This is a genomic window from Yeosuana marina (assembly GCF_011762485.1).
Taxonomy (GTDB): Bacteria; Bacteroidota; Bacteroidia; order Flavobacteriales; family Flavobacteriaceae; genus Yeosuana; species Yeosuana marina.
On record NZ_JAAKGI010000025.1, the window covers coordinates 22,300 to 49,099 of the forward strand.

The window sequence follows — 26,800 nt, forward strand, 5'->3', positions numbered from 1 at the left end:
ACAAAAAAATGAAAGCATTATTTGATACCGTATCGTACCATTGTAGCAAGATTGTTACAAGGTCTTATAGTACATCTTTCTCATTAGCTACTAAAATGCTTGCGAAATCGATTAGAGACGATATATATAACATTTATGGCTTTGTAAGGTTTGCTGATGAGATTGTAGACTCGTTTCATGATTACGACAAAAACATACTTTTTAATGATTTTTCTGTTGATTTAGAAAAAGCTTTAGAACATAAAATTAGTTTAAACCCAATTCTTAATTCTTTTCAACACACCTATCATCAATACGGAATTGAAAAACATATGGTAGATTCTTTTATGAAAAGTATGGAATTAGACTTACATAAATCAAAATACCTAACTCAAGAAGAATTTAAAACTTATATATATGGTTCTGCCGATGTTGTTGGACTCATGTGTTTAAAGGTTTTTGTAAAAGGAGACAATAATAAATACAATGAATTAAAAGATTCTGCCATGTCATTAGGTTCTGCCTTTCAAAAGGTAAATTTTCTGAGAGATTTAAAAGCGGATCATGAAGGTTTAAACAGAACTTATTTTCCTAATACTGATTTAAATAATCTTGATGAAAAATCTAAATTAGAAATCATTAACGATATAGAAGAAGATTTTGCAAAGGGGCTTCAAGGCATAAAAATGCTTCCAATTGAAGCTAAATTTGGCGTTTTTATGGCTTATAGATATTACCATCAGTTATTGAAAAAACTAAAAAAAACACCAGCTTTACAAATAAAGAATACCAGAATACGCGTAGCTAATGTTAAAAAAATTGAGCTTCTCATGCGTAGTTATGTAAAATATCAATTAAATTTATTGTAAATTTATAGCATGCAAACTGTCTATTGGATACTTGTTTTTGTTTCTGTATTCTGTATTATGGAATTTATGGCGTGGTTTACTCATAAATATATAATGCATGGGTTTTTATGGGTTCTACATAAAGATCATCATAAAAAGGATCATGATAGTTGGTTTGAGCGCAATGATGCCTTTTTTATTTTTTATGCGATTGTAAGTATGATTTGCTTTTACTTATGGAGTTATGAGAATATATGGTATTGTCTCCCTATAGGTTTAGGAATTATGGCTTACGGTGCTGCATATTTTCTAGTACATGATATTTTTATTCATCAACGATTTAAATTATTCAGAAATGCTAATGGTTGGTACGCTAAAGGTGTTCGAAGAGCACATAAAATTCATCACAAGCATTTAGGAAAAGACAAGGGCGAATGTTTTGGTATGCTATTCGTTCCTTTTAAATACTTCAAACAATAAATTTCTTTAACATAATTATATGCCATCAACAAATCATTTCGATTATGTTATTATTGGAAATGGTTTAGCTGGATTGCAACTCGCATTACAATTATCATCAGATTCCTTTTTTGATAATAAACAAGTTTTATTAATTGATAAGTCTGATAAAAATAGTAATGATAAAACATGGTGTTTTTGGGAAAAAAACACTGGAAAGTGGGACCATATAGTTTATAGAACTTGGGATAAAGCAATGTTTCATACTTCGAAAACAGCTCTTAAATTATCCTTGAGTCCTTACAAATATAAAATGATTAGATCTATAGACTTTTATAAAGACGCTAAATCTATACTTTCTAAAAAGGCCAATTTTCACTTTGTCTTAGGTGATGTTATTGATATAAATGAAAATGATTTAGTTACCATTCAAACTAAAGATAATTTCTATACAGCAAATCATGCTTTTGATAGCCGTATTGATAGCACCTTTTTTAATAAAAAAGATAATTATATAATAATTAACCAGCATTTTAAAGGCTGGACTATTGAAACAGACAGCGATGTTTTTGATCCTGACAGGTTTACCATGATGGACTATAGAATAAAAGATGGCGACCAAACAACGTTTACTTATATATTGCCATTTTCAACAAAAAAGGCTTTAGTTGAGTTTACGTATTTCACACCACAAATTGTTGATGATAGCACTTATGATGTTTATCTTAAAAAATATCTTTCAGACATTTTAAAAATTGAAGACTACACTATTACTGAGGTTGAAACTGGAAATATTCCTATGACAGATTTCCCATTTCAAACGCATTCTACACAACATATCACAAAAATTGGAACTGCAGGTGGTTGGGTAAAAGGATCTACAGGCTATTCTTTTAAACATACCGAGAAAAAAGTGTTGAAAATTATTGAAAATTTAAAACAAAATGAATTACCATCAAAAGGATTATATAATAAAAGATATGCCTTTTACGACAAAGTTTTCTTGAGAGTGTTGCAAGATGAAAATGATAAAGGAGAATGGATTTTTGAAAAATTTTACACCAAAAATTCTGTTGAAACTATGTTTGAATTTTTAGATGAAGAGTCCTCTTTTTATAACGATTTAAAGATTATGAACGCTCTGTTTTCCGTATCGTTTATTAAGGCTTTTTTTAAGACCATATTATTTTAATAACCCATCAATTGTTGCTCTTACTTTGTCACTATTCCAATTAGCAGCACCACTCTCATCTATCACAATGTTTCCGTTTTGATCAATTAAAAACGTTCTTGGAATAGAGGGGACATCAAACAAACCGGTAGATCCGTCTAGCGGTCTAAACACTTTAAAAGAGTATTCGTTCTTATCTAAAAATGGATTGATTTCACTATAAAAATCTGATGTAACAAATAGAAAGACAACTTTATCTTGATAATCGACATACAACTTTTGAATACTTGGCATTTCAGCAATGCATGGCGGACACCAAGTTGCCCAAAAATTCACAAAAACCACTTTTCCTTTTGTACTTTCAAAATTAAAAACTTTACCATCTTCATTTTTTAACTTCCAATCGTAACTTTTTAAAGCAGTTTGTTTTTCTTTGCTTTCTACCGACGGACTTATTAATGCTAATCCTTTATTTAAAAAAATCTGAATAGGTCTTCGTGTTTGAGGAATTATTAGAATAGCTATAATTAGTAAAAAAAACAGATTACTGCGTTGTGATTTTGAAAGTTTCATATATTAAAAAATGAGATAATAAATCTGTCGTTATTGTTTAACAAATCTAACAATAAAGCATAAAAAAACCTCCAAAATAGTGGAGGCTTCTTATATAATTTGTAATCTTTTATTATTCTTCTTCATCAGACGGTTTTTCGCCATCTGTTTCTAGTAAATCAAGCATGTTATTACTTTGAAGTAAATTATACCACTGTATTACTTTTTTAATATCACTAACATAAACTCGATCTTCATCATATTCTGGCAATATCTCAAAGAAATACTCTTCTAACTTATCTTTAGACTCTTTTGGTCCAACACTAGTCGGTTCTCCTTGCTCCTTCTCTTTTATTTTTGATAAAACATCTTTTAAAGGCACTTCTTCTGTTAATGTATAAATAGCAATTTCGCTTAACACGCTTACATTTTGTTGAACATTAACTGATAAACGTTTCTTATCAATTAAAGATTCTGCTACAAAACCTCCACGCGTTTGTGCGATAAGTGTATACAACCCTGGTTTTCCTGCGATAGCTATTATTTTTTCTAAACTCATAAATTATTTTTAAAAAGGGCAAATATCAACTGTTTAATAGTGTTTTGCAAGTATTATCGTTTCTTTTTTTGGTTAGGAAAACGCATTCTATAATCTACATTTATTTTCCCTTTTGAGATGTTTGTTAGCTTTCCTTTTATCAACCGTTTTTTAAAAGCTGATAATTTATCTGTAAACAAAATACCATCAATATGGTCATACTCATGTTGAATAACTCTAGCTATTAAACCGTCATATTCCTCAACGTGTTTTTCAAAATTTTCATCAACATACTCAATGGTAAGTTTTGGTTGTCTAAACACATCCTCTCTCACATCTGGAATACTTAAGCATCCTTCATTAAAAGCCCATTCATCACCCTCTTCTTTAGTGATTTTCGCATTTATAAAAACTCGTTTAAAACCTTTTAATGTATTTTTATCGTCTTCTGATAAATCTTCATCCTCAGAAAATGGTGAAGCATCAATTACAAACAAACGAATTGAAAGTCCTATTTGTGGTGCTGCTAAACCTACCCCATTTGCATTATACATGGTTTCAAACATGTTTTCTATTAAGGTGTCAAGATTTGGATACTCTTTGGTAATAGGATCTCCCACTTTTTTTAAAACAGGATCTCCATAGGCTACTATTGGTAAAATCATTGTTACTTTTTAATAATTTTATGCAAAAATACAATACTTAATATTTATTGTACTCATTAAAATAAAAAAAACTCTACTTAGAATATAGATAACTTTGCAGAATCAACGTTGCACTAATTTCATCAACAAGTGCTTTATTTTTACGTTTATTTTTTTTTAAACCGCTATCAATCATGGTTTGAAATGCCATTTTTGAAGTAAAACGCTCATCTACTCGTATAATTTTTGTATTGGGAAACGCTTTTTCTAACTTTTTAAGAAAAGGAATAATTAATGCTTCACTTTCAGAAGGTGCATTATTCATTTGTTTAGGCTCACCAATCAAGAATAATTCTACTTGTTCTTTAGCAGTATAATTTTTTAAAAAGGTGATCAACTCATTTGTAGCAACAGTAGTTAATCCTGATGCTATAATTTGTAACTCATCGGTTACTGCTATTCCTGTTCTTTTACTACCATAATCTATTGCCAGTATACGCGCCATAAACAAATTTTAAACAAAAATAGGTATAAAAAAAAGATTGCCAATTTTGGCAATCTTTTTTAATATGATTTTGACTTATAAATTATTAAGCCATTTCTTCTTTATAAATTTTAGGGAATAACAAGTCAATATTCTCAAGGTTTCTTTCTCTATTTAAAAAGATTCTGATATCACTAGCTGAACGAGCAATAACTTTAGTCGTTGATTTTATATCTTCGTTTACATTAGCACTAGCAGAGTTTTGAATTGCAGAAACAATTGGAGCTGCCTTTAAAACAAGTGTATTTACATTTAATTCATTTACAGTTACAACTTTAACAGCAGCAGTTTTTTCTTGAGCATTAGCTATAGAGAAAGAAAGTAATAAAATTAAAAGGATGTAAATATTTGTTTTCATATTATAATGTGTTATTTTGATGATTCAAATATATGTCCACAACAAGGCTCATTCACAATAAATTAGTTGTAACTGTTTAGAATTTCGTTGATTAGATATCTGGTGATATTTTAACGATTACTAGATGAAATGCGCTGTTTTAATGCTCAACTGAATCTAAAATGCGTTTCATCTGAAAATTAGATTACTTAAAAGATAAAACTCATAAAAACACCTTTTATTTTATACTCAAAACGAGCACTTTTCAGCTATAATTTTAATTTATATTATGTCGTTAAACTTTTTATTTTAAACATACATACTATATTTGCCAAAAAACAATTTCAATAATGACAGAATTACAACACATCATAGAGCAAGCTTGGGAAAACAGGGCTCTTTTAAAAGAAACGGAAACGACGACAGCCATTAGAGAGGTTATTTCTTTATTAGACTCCGGAGAATTACGAGTTGCACAACCAGCTTCAGGTGGTTGGCAAGTTAACGAATGGGTAAAAAAAGCGGTTGTTTTATATTTCCCAATACAAACCATGGAAACTATTGAAGTTGGTCCTTTTGAATTTCACGATAAAATTCCGTTAAAAAAAGGATACAAAGAAAAAGGTATCCGAGTGGTTCCTCATGCGGTTGCTCGTCATGGTGCTTATATTTCAAAAGGCACTATTTTAATGCCCAGTTATGTAAATATTGGTGCTTATGTAGATGAAGGTACTATGGTTGACACGTGGGCTACCGTTGGAAGTTGTGCTCAAATTGGCAAAAATGTGCACTTATCTGGTGGTGTTGGTATTGGTGGTGTTTTAGAACCGTTGCAAGCAGCTCCTGTTATTATTGAAGATAATGTTTTTGTTGGATCTCGCTGTATTGTTGTTGAAGGTGTGCGCGTGGAAACTGAAGCCGTTTTAGGAGCCAATGTTGTACTGACTATGAGTACTAAAATAATTGATGTAACTGTTGATAAACCTATAGAAATGAAAGGAAGAGTACCTGCAAGATCGGTTGTGATTCCTGGAAGTTATACCAAAAAATTTGCTGCAGGAGAGTTTCAAGTACCGTGTGCTTTAATTATTGGAAAACGCAAAGAAAGTACCGATAAAAAAACGTCATTAAATGACGCACTTCGTGAAAACGACGTGGCTGTTTAAAAATTAATCTTTAATAATACCAAAAGGCGTCCAAGGGGTTTTTGAATCCCTTGTATGCTTTCTTATAGATTGATTTTTAGCAATAGATTCTGGAGTTTTATAGCCTCTTTTGTGATCCAGATGAAGACAAACAGCACTATATCTAATTTGCTTAGATTTTATTCCTAGATTAAACAAACGCTCACCAAGCTCTCTATCTTGTCCGCCATATTGCATACGCTCATCAAAACCATTAATAGCAACAATATCTTTTTTCCAACCAGAAGCATTATGCCCATTCCAACTGGCATTAGTTGGCGTTAAGGTGTTTAATAGTTTAGATTTCAATCCTTTTGAAGTTAACTTATTATTTTTAAAAGAATTCTTCAACCCTTGTTCTTTTAACCAAGTCACATTAAAACAATTCCCTGATAAAATATCGTCTTTATTTATTTTTAAAGAAATGTCCATTGGCAACATAAAATAGCCTCCAGATAAAAAGTATCCGCTCTCTTTATAATTATTATGAACTTCTAAAAAATCAGCTCTGGGAATACAATCGCCATCACTCATAACTATATAGTCAGATTTGCATGCAACAATGGCTTTGTTTAAAATTCTTGATTTTTGAAATCCATCATCCTCTTGCCAAACATGATTAATATCTAATGTTCTTGCATTTTTAAAACTATCAATTAATTCCTTGGTTTTAGGCCCTGAACCATCATCGGCAATTACAATTTCAAAATCTTTAAACGTCTGACAACTATAACCCCAAAGAACCTTTTCTAACCAGGCTTCAGCATTATAGGTACTTATGATAACAGATATTTTGGTCATATCATTAATAAAAAAATAGATATTTTTTAAAAGAGCAAATTATGAAAAGAACCTGTAATAGTGAAAAAAAAGACCTAAAGTATTTAGTATATTTGCTTTTTCTTGAAATTTAAATAATGAAACTTGTAAAAGAATTACCTAAATCTCTAGCAAACAGTCTGTATTTGCATTTAGTACCTACAAAATTTCTCTATAGTTCAAGAAAAGAAACCTTACCTGTTATTGTTTCGATGACATCCATACCATCACGTCTTAATAGTATTCATTTAGTGATTAAGAGTATTTTAAATCAAACCCATAAACCAAAAAAAATAATTTTATGGCTACATCATGATTTAAAAAACAAATTGCCGAAACGCTTAACATCATTAGAATCTTCTTTATTCGAAATTAAATATTCTCATTTAACATGTTCTCATAGAAAATTAATCCATTCTTTAAAAGAATTTCCAGAAGATATTATTGTGACATGTGATGATGATTTAATTTATAACAAACATTGGCTTTTTAAACTTTACACAGAACACCTAAAACACCCCAAGGATATCATCGCCAATACAACCTATCAAATAAAATTAGATTCGGAAGGAAAATATAAGCCATACAAGGAGTGGAAATTCAAAAGTGACAATGCAAACTTATTGACATATATTCCTGTTGGAGCTTGGGGTATTTTATATCCACCTAAAGTACTATCAGAAATTATATTTGATGAAGACTTATTTTTAAACCTAACACCAAAGGCAGACGACCTATGGTTTAAAGCTATGGCATTGTTAAAAGGGACTATTTCACGACAATCTGGAAATTTACCTAAAGAACCTATTCCAATTATTGGTACTCAAAAAGTGGCCTTAAAAAATGACAATGTGAATAAAAACAAGAATGATTTGCAATGGGAAGCTTTATCAAATCATTTTAATTTATACAACATTCTTAAGTAATTATAAAACCCCAATTCATGATTAAACTTTCTGCTGTAATTATCACCTACAATGAAGATGAACATTTAGAAAAATGTTTACGTTCTTTAATTGATGTAGCAGATGAAATTATAGTGGTTGATTCGTTTTCAACTGATAAAACTCCAGAAATATGTAACTCATTTAACGTTACTTTTTCTCAAAACGCCTTTGAGGGCTATATTGAACAAAAAAACTATGCCGTTTCGTTAGCAAAACATGATTACATTTTATCTCTAGATGGTGACGAAGCACTTTCTGAAACCTTAAAGTCCAGTATTTTAAAAGTTAAAAATAATTGGCAATTTGATGGCTATTATTGCAATAGGCTAAACAACTATTGTGGACAATGGATTAAGCATTCAGACTGGTATCCAGACAAAAAATTAAGACTTTTTAAAAAAGAAAGTGGTGAATGGAAAGGTATCAATCCACACGATTCATATAAATTAAAAAAAGGACTTACATCTGGAAAACTGCAAGGAGATTTGCTACATTGGATTTACAGAGATTACTCTGAACATAATTTAAAAGTAGAAAAATTTTCAACTATTGCTTCTGAAGCTTACTATAAATTAGGAAAGAAATCATCAATTTGGAAAATACTTTTCAGGCCTACCTGGGCCTTTTTTAAAGCCTATTTTCTAAGATTCGGTTTTTTGGATGGCTTAAATGGTTTGATTATATGTGTGCAAACTTACAACGTCACCTTTTTAAAATATGTAAAGCTTTACAGGCTTTGGAAAACTAAACCATAGTCTATTGTTTTCCTAAAAGCTTTTTCTTTAACCGTTTTTTTCTGTGGAACTTTTCTTGAAAAGCTTCTGTTTCTTTCCACATTAAATCAAATATTTTGTCATAGTCTTCTCCTGAGCATTTCGCATATTCATCGCTCATTACTTCAACCATAGATTTATGTATGGTAAGCCTAGAAAAATTCTTGATTTTAGTTTCAAAATCCATCGGCTCAAAATTCATTCTATTTAAATCAACCAAATAAAATTGATAGTCCTCACCTACTTTTTTAATTAAAGTATTTCCAGGAGAATGGTCTAAAAAGTGAATGTTTTTTTGATGTAAACTATACGTAAATCTTGTAAATGCTCTTAAAATAGCATCATAGTTTGGAATATTAAAATCTTTCGTTAGTTCTCTATACGTTAAATCGCAATCTACTTGTTCACTAACATAAAAACTTTTACCAAACAAAAACGGACTAGAATATTCAAAATAAGCAATTGGTTTTGGTGTACCTACGTTAAGTTCTAACAACTTATTAGCATATTCATAGGAGCGTTGCGCTTTACTTTTTCTGAAGAATTTATAAACGATTTTATTGACTGCATTAGGTTTTTTAAATGCTTTAATATTTAATTTTAATTCATTAATAGTAACAATTTTAATAATATTTCGGTTTCCTTCTCCACCTTCAATAGTATCAAAATTGTAAATTATTTTAGTAAGCTGTTCTTTAAAATCAGCTTCTAAAGCACTATTAAAAACCCTTTTTTCTTTCATTCAATACAATAAAAACTACTTCAAATTATTGCAAACACATTATATTTTCTGTTGTAAATTTGCCGTTGTGCAAATATAAGCTTCAAATTATGAATGAAGAAATAAACAAAGCGTTAAAAACACTCAAAGAAGGCGGACTTATCCTCTACCCTACAGATACGGTTTGGGGAATTGGTTGTGACGCTGCTAACAAAGATGCGGTTGAAAAGGTTTTTAATTTAAAAAAACGGCATGACAATAAATCTACTATTTGTTTGGTGGCAGATGACAGAATGCTTAAAAAATATGTAAAAAAAATACCTGAAGTAGCTTATGATATCTTAGATGTGACCGAAGATCCAATTACCATTGTCTATGACGACGCACAAAATTTAGCAGAAAATTTAATAGCTGATGATAATACAATAGCTATTAGAATTCCTAATGATGATTTTTGTTTTCAATTATTAAGACGGTTTAACGGAGCTATCGTTTCAACCTCAGCAAACATAAGTGGGTTTCAAACTCCAAAATCATTCAAAGAAATATCTCAAGAGGTTTTAAAAGGTGTTGACTATGTTGTAAATTTGCACCACGAAAAAATTTGCGGTAAACCTTCATCAATTATTAAATTAAGTAATGATGGACAAGTTAAAATAATTCGAGAGTAAATTATCGCCACGAATGCACGAATATGTATGCCTAACATTGTTTATAAAGACGAAAGTTATGCTATTTTTGGAGTTCCTTTTGAAGTCTATAATAATTTGGGAAGTGGATTTTCTGAAATAGTTTATAAAGATGCTTTAGAGTATGAGTTTAAAATTCGAAATATTCCTTTTAAAAGAGAAAAAGAATATTGTGTGGCATATAAAGACATTTTTTTACCTCATAAATTTTATGCAGATTTTGTCGTTTTTGATAAAATCATATTAGAAATAAAATCAATTGAAAATTTGCATGATAAACATATCGCTCAGTGTATAAATTATTTAAAAGTTTCAAATTGAAAATTAGCTATTTTAGCTAACTTTCATAAAGATTTACTAGACCATAAAAGAATTGTTTTATAAAACATTCGTGAATTTGTGGCAACAAAAAAAATGAACTACAAAGACGCATTACAACACTCAATCTTTAAGATTATATCGCAATCGGCAAAAGACCTAAATCTTGACAGCTATGTCATAGGTGGTTTTGTACGGGATTTTATCTTAAAACGAGGAATACCTAAAGATATTGATATTGTTGCTATTGGGGACGGCATAAAGTTAGCCAAACAAGTTTCTAAAAACCTGCCTAATAAACCAAAAGTACAAGTATTTAAAACCTATGGCACTGCCATGCTTCATTATGATGGTATTGATATCGAATTTGTAGGTGCCAGAAAAGAATCTTATAGTGAAGAGAGTAGAAACCCAGTGGTTGAAAATGGAACACTTGAAGATGACCAAAATAGACGAGATTTCACCATCAACGCCTTAGCATTAAATTTAAGCGAAGACCATTTTGGAGATTTATTGGATCCTTTTGATGGGATTACAGATTTGAAAAATAAAATCATCCGTACACCTTTAAATCCTGATATAACCTATAGTGATGACCCATTACGCATGATGCGAGCTATTCGTTTTTCAACACAGCTTAGTTTTAAAATTGAAACCGCTTCATTAAAAGCTATTTCTAAAAACAAGCATAGAATTCAAATCATAACAAACGAACGTATCGTTGTTGAACTAAACAAAATTCTAGAAAGCAAAAAACCATCATTAGGCTTTTTATTACTTAATGAAACAGGTTTATTAGATTATATTTTACCAGAATTAACGGCATTAAAAGGCATTGACGAAATTGAAGGACAACGCCATAAAGATAATTTTTACCACACGCTTGAAGTCGTTGATAATATTTCTAAAAACACAGACAATCTATGGCTGCGTTGGGCGGCATTACTACATGATATTGGAAAAGCTCCCACTAAAAAATTTAGTAAAAAAGTAGGCTGGACCTTTCATGGTCATGAATTTGAAGGTTCAAAAATGGTGTATCATTTATTTAAAAGGTTGAAAATGCCTTTAAATGACAAAATGAAATTTGTTCAAAAAATGGTATTTATGAGTTCAAGGCCTATTGTTTTGGCTAATGAGGAAGCAACTGATTCTGCTGTAAGGCGGTTAGTGTTTGATGCTGGAGACTTTGTAGATGATTTAATGACGCTTTGTGAAGCAGATATCACCACTAAAAATCCTAAAAAATTCAATAAATATCATAATAATTTTAAAATTGTTCGCGATAAAATAGTTGAAGTTGAAGAACGCGACCATGTTCGTAATTTTCAACCACCTATTTCTGGCGAAATAATTATGGAAACCTTTAATTTAAAACCTTCAAAAGAAATAGGAATTATTAAAGAAGCTATTAAAGAAGCCATTCTTGAAGGAGACATTCCTAATGAATTTGAAGCAGCTCACGAGTTAATGTTAAAAGAAGGAAAGCGTTTAGGTTTAACTCACATTAGTCATCCATGATAACATTAGTTAGAACTAATTCTGAACATTTAGATTTTATAAATCTAGTTAAAGATTTAGATGCTTATTTAAAGGTAACAGATGGTGATGAACATGAATTTTATAACCAATACAACCATATAAATGTTATAAAACATACCGTTGTAGCTTATGTAGATGACATGCCAGCAGGCTGCGGTGCTTTTAAAGCATTTGAAAACAACTGTGTAGAAATTAAGCGCATGTTTACCCATGCAGATTTTAGAGAACAAGGAGTCGCTTCAGTCATCTTAAAAGAATTAGAAGTGTGGGCTAAAGAGTTACATTATAATTCCTGTATCCTAGAAACAGGAATTCGGCAAACGGAAGCTGTAGAATTTTACAAAAAAAATAATTACGTCTTAATTCCCAATTACGGGCAGTATAAAAATGTTACCAATAGTTTATGTTTTAAAAAATTAATTTAATGCTATGAAAAAAGATAATAAAAAAGTTATTTACTGGTTGCTTACTGGATGCCTTTTAATATTCGTAATGGTTGTAGTTGGAGGCATAACAAGATTAACACATTCTGGATTATCCATTTCAAATTATAAATTAATTTCTGGTGTTATTCCACCAAGTAATGATATAGAATGGCAAGCAGCTTTCGATTTGTACAAACAATACCCCGAATATCAAAAACTTAACAACCATTTCAATTTACAAGATTTTAAAGACATTTATTTCTGGGAATGGCTACATCGTGTAATTGGCCGTTTTATAGGAGTCGTATTCCTGCTTCCTTTCTTATATTTTCTAGCGACAAAACAACTATCAAAAGCAACGATAAAAAAGGCAATCATCTTACTAGGTCTTGGAGCATTTCAGGGGTTTATGGGTTGGTATATGGTAAAAAGTGGATTGGTTGATAATCCAGATGTAAGTCATTACAGGTTAGCCGCTCATTTAATGACAGCATTTATAACCTTTGCTTATACCCTTTGGGTTGCATTAGATTTAGTGTTCTCAACCAAAAAAGAAATCAATATAGCATTACGAAATTTTATTCGCTTAGCTTTGGCTGTGCTTTTACTTCAAATTATGTATGGCGCTTTTGTTGCTGGTTTAGATGCTGGTTTTATTCACAATCACTGGCCTATGATGAGCGAAGGCAAATTTATACACGAAACGGTTTTTATTGAACAACACCCTTGGTACAAAAACTTTATTGAAGGTAAAAGTGGTGTGCAATTCGTGCATAGGATGGTAGCTTATTTGGTTGTTATTTTTATTATTGCTATTTGGCAAAAAACAAGAAAAACCACCTTAACTATTATGCAAAAAAGAGGTGTAAATGCGTTATTAATTATGGTAGGTATTCAATTTTTATTGGGTGTTTTTACTATTTTATACCAAGTTCCGGTTTGGTTAGGTGTAGCGCATCAAGTGGGAGCCTTTTTCTTGCTAAGTGCTATGATATTTACATTGCACCGTTTTAGTAAATAATTCAAAAACTGTTACCTTTGCAACTTAATTTACGACTATGATTTACAGATTTAGAGTGATTCTTGATAATGATACAGATGAAGATGTTTTTCGCGATTTAGAAATTCGTGAATCCGACACGTTAGAAGATTTACATAATGTTATCACACAATCATTTGGGTTTGATGGAACTGAAATGGCTTCATTCTACATAAGTAATGACCAATGGGATCAAGGAGAAGAAATTTCTTTGTTTGATTTAAGTGAAGATGCTTCTGCTCGTTTAATGAATGAAACGGCTATAAATGATGTTGTTTTTGAAATGCAACCTAAACTGATTTACGTTTATGACTTTTTAAGCATGTGGACATTTTTTGTTGAATTAGCAGAAATTGTTGATGAAGCAGAAGGTAGCGACTATCCTAATTTGATGTTTGTTCAAGGCCAGGTTCCTGATGTAGCTCCAGAAAAAGTTTTTGAATCAGAAGACTCAGATGTCTTTGATGAGTTTGAAGATGATTTGGATATTGATGATTATGATAACTTAGACTTTGATGAAAACTGGAATTAAATTCTAGATTACTTAAAACTATCAAGGTTTACATTCTCATAATTTCTAAGGACATATGCTAGAGCATTTTTTATGATTTCTCCCATAGAATGGCATCGTTTAAATTTCATATCCATCGTATATTCATAAATTTTCAATTTAAGCGAATCGACATTTTCTTTGGTTGAAATTGTATCATCAATCATACAAACCAATAAATTATTAATTCTATCATGGTAACTTTTTAAGCGCTTTGCAATGATAGATCGTTCCTCAATTTTATATTGATCGATGGATAATTTCTGAAAATTTTCAGATACTAATTTTACCATGACTACATTTTCCTTAAAAAATTGAGGTCTATAAATATTTATTTTCCCTTCATACGATTGTTGGTCAAAATCAATAGCTCTTATTTTATACACTACCTGATCAAAATCGTGTGTGGGCACAATAACGTAGTTGTACGATCGCATATCGCCCAACAATCTAATCATACAACGCTCATTAAACTTAACGAACTCTTTAGCTATTTGAGATTTTTCAGATTTGGAACATTTAGGCAACATGTTTTTAATAAATTCATCCCCTGGAATACCAGAAATATGTTCTTCAATCAACGTGTCTTTATATACCAAAAAATTTAAGTTATAGGGAGATAACATATGCTCTAACTCCAACCCATAAATACGAGACGCATCCGCTTTTTTAATATAGAAATAAGTGAAATTATCATTTAGAATATTCCTAACTTTTATCCTGAATGGTTTAGAATTTCCGAATGTACAATAATCTATGGCGTCCACATTAAGAAATGGAATAGAGCTTTCATTTCCATCAGAATGTAAAATAGTATACACCTTTTTTAGGCTTAAATCAATTTCTTCGCGCTCAAACTCACTAAAATATACCCGAATCCAAAGTGTATCATTTTCAAATTTATCATAGACCGTAATAGAGCCTTGAAATCTTAATAAATCATCATAAAAAATAGGAAGCTTAATATTTCTGTTATATTCAGAAAGATAATCATGTAGCTTAGCACTAACCGGATAGGAGGGTTTCTTTTTTGAAATTTTTAAATCTTCCATTCTAAAACTATTGAAATTTAAACCTTATTTTTATAAAATGTGAATGTAACAAATTTACATAACTATCGTCATACTTAATAACTAACCTGTTGATTTTAGTTCAACATCAAAAAATACTTTATTTTGGAGTCTATCCTCACAATTAACAATCTAACAAAAAAATTTGGTTATTTAACGGCTGTTAAAGATTTATCTTTTACCATAAAAAAAGGAAATGTTTACGGTATTTTAGGACCAAATGGAAGCGGTAAATCAACAACCTTGGGGGTTGTTTTAAACGTTGTAAATAAAACATCTGGTGATTTCCATTGGTTTGATGGAAACATATCAACTCATAACGCTTTAAAAAAAGTAGGTGCTATTATTGAGCGACCTAATTTTTATCCTTATATGACGGCGTATCAAAACTTAAAACTTGTTTGCCAAATTAAAGGTGTCGACTATAATAAAATAGATGAAAAACTTGAAACTGTTGAATTATTAGATAGAAAAAACAGTAAATTCAGCACGTTTTCATTAGGCATGAAACAACGATTAGCCATTGCTTCTGCACTATTGAATGATCCTGAAATTTTAATTCTTGATGAGCCTACTAACGGCTTAGACCCAAAAGGCATCCATCAAATTCGAGAAATAATAAAAGAGATTGCTAGCACAGGAACTACTATCTTACTAGCATCACATTTGCTTGACGAGGTTGAAAAAGTATGTACTCACGTGGTTGTATTGCGTAAAGGCGAAAAGCTGTACTCTGGCAAAGTAGATGAAATGACATCCAGTTATGGCTTTTTTGAATTGAAATGTGACAAAGAAGATGAACTTGTCAAATTTTTAGAAACTCACAAAACCTTCGGAAACATCAAAGTAAAAGATCATTTAATAACAGCTTTTTTAAACGAACCCTTAGAGTCTGCCTCCTTTAATAAATTACTCTTTGAGCAAGGTTTTACACTATCGCACTTAGTGCAACGTAAAGAAAGTTTAGAAGAACAATTCTTAACCCTAACCAACAATAAATAAAATGTACCGATTACTAAATATAGAATTTCAAAAACTAAGACATAACAGAGCAAGCAAAATATTAATTATTACTTATTTTGTTCTGCTTACTTCAATTGCGCTTATAGCTGCCATAAAGTTTGATATTGGCCCTATAAAATTTCATTTAGCCGAAATGGGTATTTTTAATTTCCCCTATATCTGGCATTTCAACAGCTATATAGCCGCTTTTTTTAAGCTATTCCTTGCTATCGTTATTGTGTCCATGATGGCCAATGAATACAGTAATAAAACGTTAAAACAAAATTTAATTGACGGATTAAGTAAAAAGGAGTTTGTTTTGTCTAAGTTTTACACCGTAATTGTGTTTGCTTTAGTTTCTACTTTATTTTTATTTGTGGTGTCTTTACTGTTGGGCTTAGGGTTTTCAAATTATACTGAATTAAGTATCATTTTCTCTGATTTAGATTATTTGTTAGCCTTTTTTGTAAAACTAGTTGGATTCTTTTCATTTTGTTTATTCTTAGGAGTTTTAGTAAAACGCTCTGCATTTGCTTTGGGGTTTTTATTTGTATGGCAATTTATTGAAGGTATTGTATTTGGGGTTTTACGTTGGAAAACCGATGCTGAAACAGCAACAAGTGTAATGCAATTTTTTCCTTTAAACTCAATGTCAAACCTTATAAAACAACCGTTTTCAAGATTGAGCGCTGTACAATCAGTTGCCAACCAAGTTGGTGAAAAATTTGATTTTGATTATGCTGTACACTGGTATGAAATAGTGATTGTTTTGGGTTGGACTGCCATATTTGTCTTTTTATCGTTCAGATTGTTAAAAATACGTGATTTATAATATCTTTTGATAGTTTTGCTATTGAAGATGAAAAAAATTACATTTCTATTTATTTTCCTATGTTTAGGGTTTAAATCACTGGGGCAAAGCGAAGCCGCTAATTGGTATTTTGGTTACGGTGGAGGTATTCGTTTCAATCAAACTAGTAACAGTATTACATCTCTAAATGACGGTCAATTATTCACCAATGAAGGTTGTACGTCTATTTCTGATGATACGGGAAGCTTATTGTTTTATACAGATGGCACAAGGGTTTGGAACAAAAATCACCAAATTATGCCAAATGGAACTGGTTTATATGGAGATTCTTCGAGTACACAATCTGCTATTATAGTTCCTAAACCAAATGATCCCAATATTTATTATATTTTTACTGTTGATAATTGGTTAGACAATACTAACTATGGATTAAATTATTCAGAAGTCGATATCACACTTGATAGTGGCTTGGGGGCCGTAACCAATAAAAATATAAACTTACTCAAAGAGAGTTCAGAAAAAATTACAGCGGTATTAAAAGATTGTATAACCAAATCCATTTGGGTGTTGTCTTTTGCTTCTGAAAATGGAGATACCAGTATATATAATACATACCACGCTTTTGAGGTGAGCAACGCAGGTATTAATCCTGTTTCTGTTAAATCTACATTTAGTAATTTATCTGTAGATGATGCTCGTGGGTATTTAAAACTATCTCCAGACGGTACTAAAGCAGCATCAGCAAATGTTAATAATGGGCTATATCTATATGATTTTGACACATCAACAGGCATCATTAGCAACCAACAATCATTGGTCATAACTGGTGAAAGTAGATTTCCTTATGGTGTAGAATTCTCTCCAAATAGCCAGCTATTGTATGTTCATGCCTCGAATAATTTTTTTAGTAATGATTACGCAGAATCCGAAAATCCTGCTAATCATCATTCAGTTTTAATTCAATATAACCTATCTGCAACAGACATTCAGAGTTCTGCTATTGTATTAGATAATCGTAATTTATATCGAGGTGCTTTACAATTAGGTCCTAACGGAAAAATTTACAGAGCCTTAAGTAGAACGTACAATGAAGGGATGTCTTATCTTGGAGTGATAAATAATCCTGACAATATTGGAACAGCAAGTAATTACGTTCATAACGGTATTAATATTTCCCCTAATTTATCAGCGCAAGGACTTCCTCCTTTTATAGCTTCTTTTTTTAATACTGAAATTGATATTATCAAAAACGGAGAAAGTAATATCAACTTAGAACTTTGTGAAGGTGATACATACACCCTTTCTTCCGAGAATATACCTGGAGCAACCTATTCTTGGAGTAAAGATGGTAATCCATTATCTGAAACTAGTTTTGAATTAAAAGATATCACCACAAGTGGTCATTACGAAGTTTATATAGACCCTAATAATGGAGATTGTGCTATAGAAGGGCAAGCGTATGTCATTTTTAATAAAAATCCTGAAGCTTATAATTCTACTATATTTCAATGCGATGAAGACGGAACCAAAGATGGTATTACTATTTTTAACCTTAATGAAGCAAATGATGATTTAACTGCAGGCATTGCTGATAGATCAACTAAATTTTATACCGATAATGCCAGATTAAACGAAATACATAACCCTAATTCTTATAAAAATACATCAAGTACTCAAACCATTTATGTTGATGTTATTAATGATATTACGGGATGCTCTTCCGAAGCTGAGCTTATTTTAAACGTTAGCATTACCGATGCAAACGATACCGAGCTTATCGTCTGTGATGATGACGGTGTTGAAGATGGTTTTTATTTATTTAACTTATCTGATGCAGATTCGAATATTATAAATGGTCTTCCTAATGGTTTAATAATCGCCTATTATGAAGCCTATGAAGATGCTTTAATTGAGCAAAATCAGTTACAAAGTACATTTAAAAATAAGATGCCATACTCTCAAACTATTTATGCACGCGTTGAAAATGCTAATAATTGCTATGGTATTAGTGAGGTTGAATTAACGGTGAACACACTACCTGATATTATTACAGATGATGTAGCTTATTATTGTATCAATACATTCCCAACTACTATTACTTTAAACGCTGGCATTATAAACGACAATCCTAACAACTATACCTACAGTTGGTCTAATGGAGAAACGAGCTATAACATTCAGATAAATCAACCTGGCACCTATTCTGTTTTGGTGACCAATGCTAATAATTGTTCTAAAGAAAGAACTGTTGTCGTGGAGCCTTCAAACATTGCAACTTTTGAATCTATTGATATTGTTGACGCTACGCAAAACAATATTATTACAGTCTTGGTTTCTGGTGAAGGCACTTATGAATACAGGTTACTCGATAAAAATAACACCATCTACAGACCCTATCAAGAAAGTAATGTCTTTGAAAATATATCTCCAGGTTTTTATACCGTTTATGTAAAAGACATAAAAAATGACTGTGGAAGCATCAATAAGTTAATCTCGGTCATCGGGTTTCCAAAATATTTTACTCCAAATAATGACGGTGTTAATGATAGATGGCAGGTTTTTGGAGTCTCTGATGTTTTTCAACCAAATTCTAATATTTTAATCTATGACCGCTATGGCAAACTGCTTAAACAATTAAGCCCATTAGAAGCTGGTTGGGATGGTACTTTTAATGGTAAAAAACTTCCAACTGATGATTATTGGTTTTCTGTTAAACTGCAAGATGGAAGAATCTTTAAAAACCATTTTACACTAAAATATTAAGACGGTTATACCTAAAACTAACAAAACTGCGTTTTGAACGATATATTTTGAGTTTCCTCTAAATATATCTAATTTTCAGGCTAAATTAATCCAAAAACAGTATGCTGTTTTTCCCAAATAAATGAAAGTAAAAAGACACCTACAATATTATGCTCTTTTAGTACTACTACTTTGTACCAGTAGTACTATGCTTTCTCAACAAATTACGGTAGACTCTTCGATTCCTCTAGATCAACTTGTGTTAAACAATTTGGTTCAAGGTTGTGTTCAAATTTCTAATATCACATCTTCTGTTAACGGTAGTTCTTACGGATTATCAAGCTATGCCTATTTTAATAAAGGAAGTTCAAACTTCCCTTTTCAAGATGGGGTTATGTTGTCTACTGGTAATGCAGAATCTGGTGGAAATGGCGTACGAACACCAACACTGAGCGAAGGGTCAACCATATGGGGAACTGACTCTGATTTAGAAACAGCATTAGGCATTACTAATACACTAAATGCTACCTCCATAGAATTTGATTTGGTCTCGTCATCAAATCTGGTTCAGTTTAATTACTTATTAGCTTCTGAAGAATATTTTGGTATCAATCCATGTCAGTTTTCTGACGGATTTGCTTTTTTAATTAAAGAAACTGCTAGTGCTGGTCCATATCAAAATATTGCGGTTGTGCCAGGCACATCTACCCCTGTTAACACAAACACCATACATGATGAAATTTATGGAGTCTGTCCTGCTCAAAATGATCAATATTTTGATGGCTATAATGTTGGAGACACTAACTTTAATGGGAGAACAGTTCCATTAATAGCATCTGCTAATATTGTCCCTTACGTACAATACCATATTAAACTAATTATTGCTGACCAAACAGATTTAAATTATGATTCTGCTGTTTTTATTGAAGGTATCAGTTTTGATAATTTAAACTTGGGTGATGATATTGTTACCTGTTTAAATTCAACCATACTGGATGCGGACATACAAAATCCACAAGCTTCCTATACGTGGTTTTTAAATGGTAATCCTATCAACGGACAAACAAGTTCCTCTTTAAATGCTACCCAAGATGGTGTTTATAAAGTAGAAATTTCGGTGCCATTAAACAATAACACTTGTCTTCTTGAAGACGAAATTCAAGTTACGTTAAACTCTGAGCCACCTGTAGATCCAATTTCAGATTATCTGTTATGTGATGATTTAAGTGGAGATGCAACTGAAATTTTTGATCTTCAAACTAAAAATACTGAGATTTTAAGTAGCCTCCCTCCTGCTAATTATAATAATTTGAAATACTATTACAATGAGTCTGATGCAAGAAGTGGTATAAACCCCATAACAACTCCTATATCAAACACATCAAACCCGCAGCAAGTTTTTGTTGCCATAGAAAATTTAGATACAGGATGTTTTTCTTATGCTCCCATTAATTTAGTTGTAAACCTAATACCAAATATTGCTACACCTTCCACTTTAGAGGTTTGTGATAATGATGCAACGCCTAATGGCATAACAGATATAAACTTAACCCTTAAAGATAGTGAAATAGCTAACGGACAAGCAAATGTATCCGTATCCTATCATTTTACGCAAGCTGATGCCCTTACTGGTAATAACCCCATAATATCACCTTATGTAAATGCTAGCTCTCCAAATTCAGAATCCTTTTTTGTTAGAGCTACTGATACACTTTCAAGCTGTTTTAATGTAACTACACTTGATGTTAATATTACAAATAGCCCCATAATTAATAGAGATACTCAATACATTGATGCCTGTGACACCGATCATGATAGTTTTGCTAGTTTTGATTTAACCGAAGTTATACCTAATGTATTAGATGGTTTATCACCAACAGGACTTACCATCACGTTTCATGAAACTTTTGATGATGCAGAATCTGGAAGTAACCCCATACCTAATCCAACAAATTATCTAAATACAGCCCCAGATGTTCAAACCGTTTTTATAAGGGTTCAAGATGACTCAACAGGATGCCCAACCATTGTCCCTATAGAAGTTCATACTAATTTATTACTAACTGGAACAAGTATTGAAGACTTCGCCTTATGCGATGATGCAGCTAATGATGGTATTGCCGATTTTTATCTCAATATTATTACAACTCAAATAGCTAATGAGTTACCAAATATTGATGTTACCTATTATGAAAACGAAACTGACTTAATAAATAATAATACAGCAAATGCTTTAGACCCCGGAGTTCCATATACCGCTACAAGTCCACAAATACTTTATATTAATATTGAAAATACGGTTACTGGTTGCAATGAGCAAGCTGAAATAAAATTATTGGTAAACCCTATTTTATTATTTGAACCCGTAACACCGCTTCAATATTGTGATGATAATGATGATGGCATAGTAAATGTGGATTTGCATTCACTAGATGAAACCGTCAATAGTGGAAACACAAACTTTGAAGTTCATTATTTCCTGACGCAACAAGATGCTGAAGATAATAGTAACGAATTACCTCCTTTATACCCTGTTTCAGGCAGCACCACATTATTTGCAAGAATTGTTAATGTAGATTCTGGTTGCCGTACCGTAAATTCATTTGATATTTCTATTGTTCCAGCGCCCACAATTTCACAACCAAGCGATTTTATAATTTGTGATGATGATCAAGATGGTTTTTCTACTATAAATCTTGAAAGCAAAATCCCGGAAATAGTTGCAGATACTACAGGATTAACTATTAGTTTTTTCACTTCTTTAAATGATGCTGAATCAGGAAGTAATCGAATAACAAACCCAGGGTCTTACAGTTCTAACACTCAAAATATTTACGTAAGAATTGCCAGTACCTCATCTAGCTGTTATACTATTGCCACCATTAGTGTTATTGTGAGCACAAAACCTGTATTCCCTACAATTATTGATTATGAAATTTGCGAAGATGATGGCGACGGAAAAGCTGAGTTTTTATTATCTGATAAAGACAATGAAATTTTAAACGGCCAAGCAGGAAAAGAAGTGTTCTATTTTGAAGACTCAAATTACACCATTCCGATAGATAAAAATACGTTATACACCAATATTTCAAGTCCGCAAACTATTTATGTTAGAGTTCAAAACACTATTGACCCAAGTTGTTATGGTGACTCGTCATTTACAATAGTAGTTTCTTCAAATCCTGATTATAATATAAACTTCAAAGATTATTTAGTTTGTGATGATATCAGTAATGATGGAAAAAATGTATTTGATTTAAATGAGAAAATAGCTGAAATTTCACAAGGAGCTACTAATCCATTAAACATCTCTTTCTATTCCACGAGGCAAAATGCAGAGGATAAATTAAATGCGTTACCAATGCAGTATACCAATGTAACCAATCCGCAAACCATCTATGTGAGGATTGAAGGTAACAATTCAATATGTTATGTCATTGAAGACTTAGGAATCAATATTATTGCAGCGCCAGAGGTATCTCAAGCGAATCCCTATATTCTTTGTGATAATGATTATGATGGGATTACTACTTTTAATTTAGAAACTGCAGATTTTCAACTTTTAGATAGAATCACGACAGACCTAGCGATAACCTATTTTGAAAATGAAGAAGATGTTGAAGATATTTCAAAAGAAATAGCAAACCCAACTAATTACACAAACATTAGTAATCCTCAAACAGTTTTTATTAAGGTTACCAATATACTCACCGGTTGCTATAGTGTTGTTCCATTAGATTTAGTTGTTAATACACCGTATCCAACAAATTCTATCGGAACTATTGAAATTTGTGATAATAACACTAATACTTTTGATTTATCTCAAGTTAACAATATGATTGTTGATGATCCAAACAATGTCATAATTAGTTATCATAACTCTTTAGTAGAAGCTCAAGCCAATACAAACATATTACCAGATACATATAACTATACCACTAGTTTTAATACATTTTTCGTTAGAATTGAAGATCCCAATACGGGTTGTGTCATCACACCATCATTTAATTTACAAATAAACCCTAATCCTGCTGCTTTAGCGCCGCCCAGTTTAGTTGGCTGTGATGATGATTATGATGGCTTTTTAGCGTTTGATTTGTCACAACAAAAAAACATAATAATAGGATCAGAAAATCCAAATGATTTTACAGTAACCTATTATACAAGTCAAATTGATGCTGATAGCAAAACTAATCCTCTATCCAATTTACATGCAGCCTTTGATGGTGAAATTATTTATGCCAGAATGGAAAGCAATTTAACAGGCTGTTATGATACAACGTCGTTTAGCACTATTGTAAACCCACTGCCAATCATAAATATTAATGATGTTGTACCTCTATGCCTAAATGATTTGCCTTTGGTTATAGATGCTGGCACAGGAAATTCTGGGGATTCCTATTTATGGTCAACAGGAGAAACTACATCAAAAATACAACTTCAACCAGAAGATTTAGGTGATTATTGGGTAACCGTTACATCTCCATTCAATTGTCAAGCAACTAAAGCATTTTCAGTGATTGAATCTGAAGAAGCTACTATAAACATGACAAGTACTGTTAACTTTACCGACCCAAATAGTATTACGGTAGAGGTTAGTGGTATTGGCAACTATGTTTATATTTTGGATGACGGAGAACCACAACTTTCAAACGTTTTTGACAATGTTACTTTTGGTTTACACACCGTAACTGTAAGAGATGTCAATGGATGTCAAGACGTTTCAAAAGAAGTTATTGTTTTTGATACACCAAAATTTATGACACCCAACAATGATGGTGATTTTGATACTTGGCACATTATAGGTATTGAACAACTTCCTGGTACCGTCGTTTACATTTATGACAGATATGGAAAACTACTTAAAACATTAACCTCATCCTCACCTGGTTGGGACGGAACTTTCAATGGTCACAATATGCCTTCAGATGATTATTGGTTTGTAGCCAAAGTAAAAAAAGATGGTCTTTCTTTTGATTTAAGAGGTCATTTCGCATTGAAGCGTTAACACATATTTTTTACGTAATTTTGCTGAATGAAATTCAAAATTCAATCAGAATTTAGTCCAACAGGAGACCAGCCTCAAGCCATATCAGAACTTGTAAAAGGTATCAACTCCAACGAAACATATCAAACCTTACTTGGTGTAACAGGTTCTGGTAAAACGTTTACCGTAGCTAATGTTATTCAAGAAGTGCAGCGACCTACTTTAGTTTTAGCTCATAACAAAACTTTAGCTGCACAGTTATATTCAGAATTCAAACAATTCTTCCCTGATAATGCAGTAGAATATTTTGTCTCGTACTATGATTACTATCAGCCCGAAGCCTACATTCCTGTTTCTGGTGTTTACATTGAAAAAGATTTATCGATTAATGAGGAAATAGAAAAGATGCGGTTAAGTACGACATCTTCTTTACTCTCTGGCCGCCGTGATGTCTTGGTAGTTGCCTCTGTATCTTGTTTGTATGGTATTGGAAATCCTGTTGAGTTTCAAAAAAATGTGATTTCATTAGAACGCGATCAAGTCATTTCACGAACTAAATTATTACATCGCTTAGTTCAAAGTTTATACTCTAGAACTGAAGGTGAATTCAACCATGGAAATTTCAGAATAAAAGGAGATACTGTTGATATTTTTCCAAGTTATGCTGATGATGCCTTTAGAATACACTTTTTTGGTGATGAAATAGAAGACATTGAATCCTTCAATATTCAAACCAATCAAATTGTTGAAAAGTACGACAGATTAAATATTTATCCTGCTAATATGTTTGTAACATCACCTGACATATTACAAAATGCCATTAAAGATATTCAAGACGATTTAGTAAAACAGCATGATTATTTTAAAGAAATAGGCAAACATCTAGAGGCAAAACGACTTAAAGAGCGCACTGAATTTGATTTAGAAATGATTCGCGAATTGGGTTATTGTTCAGGTATTGAAAATTATTCTCGTTATTTAGATGGCAGACAACCTGGCTCTCGTCCATTTTGTTTGTTAGATTATTTTCCAGATGATTTTTTAATGGTGATTGACGAAAGCCACGTTACCATTTCACAAGTTCATGCTATGTATGGCGGAGACAGAAGTCGAAAAGAGAATTTGGTCGAGTATGGATTTAGATTACCGGCTGCTATGGATAACAGACCTTTAAAGTTTGAAGAGTTTGAATCGTTACAAAACCAAGTTATTTATGTAAGTGCAACACCAGCTGATTATGAATTACAAAAAACTGATGGTGTGTATGTTGAGCAAGTTATTCGTCCTACAGGCTTATTGGATCCTGTTATTGAAGTACGCCCAAGTTTAAATCAAATTGATGACTTAATTGAAGAAATTCAGTTACGTGTCGAAAAAGACGAACGCACCTTAGTAACAACGCTTACTAAGCGTATGGCAGAAGAATTGACTAAGTATCTAGATAGAATTCAGATTAGATGTAGATATATTCATAGTGATGTCGATACCTTAGAGCGTGTTGAGATTATGCAGGATTTGCGAAAAGGTTTGTTTGATGTATTGGTTGGTGTCAACTTATTACGTGAAGGATTAGATTTACCAGAAGTCTCCCTAGTAGCTATTTTAGACGCGGACAAAGAAGGATTTTTACGTTCAGCAAGATCATTAACTCAAACCGTTGGTAGAGCCGCAAGACACTTAAATGGTAAAGCCATTATGTATGCCGATAAAATTACCAATAGTATGCAAAAAACTATAGATGAAACTAATTATAGACGAGAGAAACAAATAGCTTATAACACAAAACATAATCTAATTCCGAAAGCTTTAAATAAAAATTTAAACAATGCGCTTACGAAAAACTCTGTAAGTACCTATAGCTATGAATTAGAAGCATTAAAAGCAGCAGAACCTGAAAGTGAGTATTTAAGCAAACCAGAATTAGAAAAGAAAATTCGTGAAAAACGCAAACTTATGGAAGAAGCTGCCAAGGCTTTAGACTTTATTGTAGCCGCTAAATTGCGTGACGAAATTAAAGCATATCAGCAAAAACTAGAAAAGCTAAACGTTTAAACCGCTTAGCTTTCATTATGAACCTAACAGAAAGGTTTTATTAACACATTAAAATAA

The 26,800-nt window shown here is 31.7% G+C and carries 25 protein-coding genes; 17 read left to right on the forward strand and 8 right to left on the reverse strand.

Translation table 11 applies throughout. The features are described from left to right. The first annotated feature begins 8 nt into the window (after nucleotides 1–8). The 3 genes from G5V56_RS12445 to G5V56_RS12455 are packed head-to-tail and all read left to right on the forward strand — an operon-like array spanning nucleotide 9 to nucleotide 2,478. Nucleotides 9–848, forward strand: a complete 840-nt coding sequence (locus tag G5V56_RS12445) for a phytoene/squalene synthase family protein (protein ID WP_166965472.1) — start codon at nucleotides 9–11, stop codon at nucleotides 846–848. 9 nt (nucleotides 849–857) lie between these two features. Beyond that, nucleotides 858–1,307, forward strand: a complete 450-nt coding sequence (locus G5V56_RS12450) for a sterol desaturase family protein (protein ID WP_166965474.1) — start codon at nucleotides 858–860, stop codon at nucleotides 1,305–1,307. Between the two features lie 19 nt (nucleotides 1,308–1,326). Continuing rightward, nucleotides 1,327–2,478 (forward strand): lycopene cyclase family protein, encoded by a 1,152-nt coding sequence (locus G5V56_RS12455; RefSeq protein WP_166965476.1) that lies wholly within the window; start codon nucleotides 1,327–1,329, stop codon nucleotides 2,476–2,478. Here the strand turns inward: G5V56_RS12455 and G5V56_RS12460 are convergent. From G5V56_RS12460 to G5V56_RS12480, 5 genes are all read right to left on the reverse strand, one after another. Continuing rightward, on the reverse strand, nucleotides 2,470–3,030 hold the full coding sequence (locus G5V56_RS12460; RefSeq protein WP_166965478.1) for a TlpA family protein disulfide reductase: 561 nt from the start codon (nucleotides 3,028–3,030) through the stop codon (nucleotides 2,470–2,472). The genes G5V56_RS12455 and G5V56_RS12460 overlap by 9 nt on opposite strands. Nucleotides 3,031–3,142: 112 nt before the next feature. Next, nucleotides 3,143–3,568, reverse strand: coding sequence for a DUF5606 family protein (locus G5V56_RS12465; protein WP_166965480.1), 426 nt, complete (start codon nucleotides 3,566–3,568; stop codon nucleotides 3,143–3,145). Between the two features lie 53 nt (nucleotides 3,569–3,621). Then, nucleotides 3,622–4,212: a peptide deformylase gene (def, locus tag G5V56_RS12470; protein WP_166965482.1), complete on the reverse strand. Its 591-nt coding sequence runs from the start codon at nucleotides 4,210–4,212 to the stop codon at nucleotides 3,622–3,624. A gap of 73 nt (nucleotides 4,213–4,285) precedes the next feature. Then, nucleotides 4,286–4,696 carry a Holliday junction resolvase RuvX gene (gene ruvX, locus G5V56_RS12475; RefSeq protein ID WP_166965484.1) on the reverse strand — a complete coding sequence of 137 codons (411 nt, stop codon included), beginning with the start codon at nucleotides 4,694–4,696 and terminating at the stop codon, nucleotides 4,286–4,288. Between the two features lie 85 nt (nucleotides 4,697–4,781). Beyond that, on the reverse strand, nucleotides 4,782–5,093 hold the full coding sequence (locus G5V56_RS12480; protein WP_166965485.1) for a hypothetical protein: 312 nt from the start codon (nucleotides 5,091–5,093) through the stop codon (nucleotides 4,782–4,784). Between the two features lie 329 nt (nucleotides 5,094–5,422). Between G5V56_RS12480 and G5V56_RS12485 the strand changes: the two genes are divergently transcribed. Continuing rightward, nucleotides 5,423–6,238 (forward strand): 2,3,4,5-tetrahydropyridine-2,6-dicarboxylate N-succinyltransferase, encoded by an 816-nt coding sequence (locus G5V56_RS12485; protein ID WP_166965487.1) that lies wholly within the window; start codon nucleotides 5,423–5,425, stop codon nucleotides 6,236–6,238. Between the two features lie 3 nt (nucleotides 6,239–6,241). On the opposite strand, the gene G5V56_RS12490 is transcribed toward G5V56_RS12485, so the two are convergent. Beyond that, nucleotides 6,242–7,057 carry a glycosyltransferase family 2 protein gene (locus tag G5V56_RS12490; protein WP_166965489.1) on the reverse strand — a complete coding sequence of 272 codons (816 nt, stop codon included), beginning with the start codon at nucleotides 7,055–7,057 and terminating at the stop codon, nucleotides 6,242–6,244. Between the two features lie 116 nt (nucleotides 7,058–7,173). Here G5V56_RS12490 and G5V56_RS12495 point away from each other — a divergent pair, with 116 nt between their 5' ends. Beyond that, complete coding sequence (locus G5V56_RS12495; protein ID WP_166965491.1) at nucleotides 7,174–8,001, forward strand: glycosyltransferase; 828 nt, start codon at nucleotides 7,174–7,176, stop codon at nucleotides 7,999–8,001. A gap of 17 nt (nucleotides 8,002–8,018) precedes the next feature. Continuing rightward, nucleotides 8,019–8,777, forward strand: a complete 759-nt coding sequence (locus G5V56_RS12500) for a glycosyltransferase family 2 protein (RefSeq protein WP_166965493.1) — start codon at nucleotides 8,019–8,021, stop codon at nucleotides 8,775–8,777. A 1-nt stretch (nucleotide 8,778) separates the two neighbouring features. On the opposite strand, the gene G5V56_RS12505 is transcribed toward G5V56_RS12500, so the two are convergent. Continuing rightward, nucleotides 8,779–9,537, reverse strand: a complete 759-nt coding sequence (locus G5V56_RS12505) for a Kdo domain containing protein (RefSeq protein ID WP_166965495.1) — start codon at nucleotides 9,535–9,537, stop codon at nucleotides 8,779–8,781. An 89-nt stretch (nucleotides 9,538–9,626) separates the two neighbouring features. Between G5V56_RS12505 and G5V56_RS12510 the strand changes: the two genes are divergently transcribed. From G5V56_RS12510 to G5V56_RS12535, 6 genes are all read left to right on the forward strand, one after another. Beyond that, on the forward strand, nucleotides 9,627–10,187 hold the full coding sequence (locus tag G5V56_RS12510) for an L-threonylcarbamoyladenylate synthase (protein ID WP_166965497.1): 561 nt from the start codon (nucleotides 9,627–9,629) through the stop codon (nucleotides 10,185–10,187). A gap of 27 nt (nucleotides 10,188–10,214) precedes the next feature. Beyond that, complete coding sequence (locus G5V56_RS12515; RefSeq protein ID WP_166965508.1) at nucleotides 10,215–10,526, forward strand: GxxExxY protein; 312 nt, start codon at nucleotides 10,215–10,217, stop codon at nucleotides 10,524–10,526. A gap of 93 nt (nucleotides 10,527–10,619) precedes the next feature. After that, entirely contained in the window at nucleotides 10,620–12,044 is a 1,425-nt protein-coding gene (locus G5V56_RS12520; RefSeq protein WP_166965511.1) for a CCA tRNA nucleotidyltransferase, read from the forward strand. Beyond that, nucleotides 12,041–12,490 carry a GNAT family N-acetyltransferase gene (locus G5V56_RS12525; RefSeq protein WP_166965514.1) on the forward strand — a complete coding sequence of 150 codons (450 nt, stop codon included), beginning with the start codon at nucleotides 12,041–12,043 and terminating at the stop codon, nucleotides 12,488–12,490. Before G5V56_RS12520 ends, G5V56_RS12525 begins: the two co-directional genes overlap by 4 nt. Before the next feature lie 4 nt (nucleotides 12,491–12,494). Then, on the forward strand, nucleotides 12,495–13,511 hold the full coding sequence (locus G5V56_RS12530) for a COX15/CtaA family protein (RefSeq protein WP_166965516.1): 1,017 nt from the start codon (nucleotides 12,495–12,497) through the stop codon (nucleotides 13,509–13,511). A gap of 37 nt (nucleotides 13,512–13,548) precedes the next feature. Beyond that, the gene (locus tag G5V56_RS12535) at nucleotides 13,549–14,061 is read left to right on the forward strand and encodes a plasmid pRiA4b ORF-3 family protein (protein ID WP_166965518.1); all 513 of its coding nucleotides are present in this window, start codon (nucleotides 13,549–13,551) and stop codon (nucleotides 14,059–14,061) included. An 8-nt stretch (nucleotides 14,062–14,069) separates the two neighbouring features. Here G5V56_RS12535 and G5V56_RS12540 read toward each other — a convergent pair whose 3' ends face one another. Further along, nucleotides 14,070–15,131 (reverse strand): hypothetical protein, encoded by a 1,062-nt coding sequence (locus G5V56_RS12540; protein ID WP_166965520.1) that lies wholly within the window; start codon nucleotides 15,129–15,131, stop codon nucleotides 14,070–14,072. 123 nt (nucleotides 15,132–15,254) lie between these two features. Here G5V56_RS12540 and G5V56_RS12545 point away from each other — a divergent pair, with 123 nt between their 5' ends. The 5 genes from G5V56_RS12545 to uvrB all read left to right on the forward strand — a co-directional run bounded on the left by G5V56_RS12545 (nucleotide 15,255) and on the right by uvrB (nucleotide 26,743). After that, nucleotides 15,255–16,151: an ABC transporter ATP-binding protein gene (locus G5V56_RS12545; RefSeq protein WP_166965522.1), complete on the forward strand. Its 897-nt coding sequence runs from the start codon at nucleotides 15,255–15,257 to the stop codon at nucleotides 16,149–16,151. A 1-nt stretch (nucleotide 16,152) separates the two neighbouring features. Continuing rightward, nucleotides 16,153–16,983, forward strand: coding sequence for an ABC transporter permease (locus G5V56_RS12550; RefSeq protein ID WP_166965524.1), 831 nt, complete (start codon nucleotides 16,153–16,155; stop codon nucleotides 16,981–16,983). Nucleotides 16,984–17,010: 27 nt separating this feature from the next. Continuing rightward, the gene (locus tag G5V56_RS12555) at nucleotides 17,011–19,725 is read left to right on the forward strand and encodes a T9SS type B sorting domain-containing protein (protein WP_166965526.1); all 2,715 of its coding nucleotides are present in this window, start codon (nucleotides 17,011–17,013) and stop codon (nucleotides 19,723–19,725) included. A gap of 121 nt (nucleotides 19,726–19,846) precedes the next feature. Continuing rightward, nucleotides 19,847–24,712, forward strand: coding sequence for a T9SS type B sorting domain-containing protein (locus G5V56_RS12560; protein WP_166965528.1), 4,866 nt, complete (start codon nucleotides 19,847–19,849; stop codon nucleotides 24,710–24,712). Nucleotides 24,713–24,739: 27 nt separating this feature from the next. Continuing rightward, nucleotides 24,740–26,743 (forward strand): excinuclease ABC subunit UvrB, encoded by a 2,004-nt coding sequence (uvrB, locus tag G5V56_RS12565; RefSeq protein ID WP_166965530.1) that lies wholly within the window; start codon nucleotides 24,740–24,742, stop codon nucleotides 26,741–26,743. The last annotated feature ends 57 nt before the right edge of the window (nucleotides 26,744–26,800 follow it).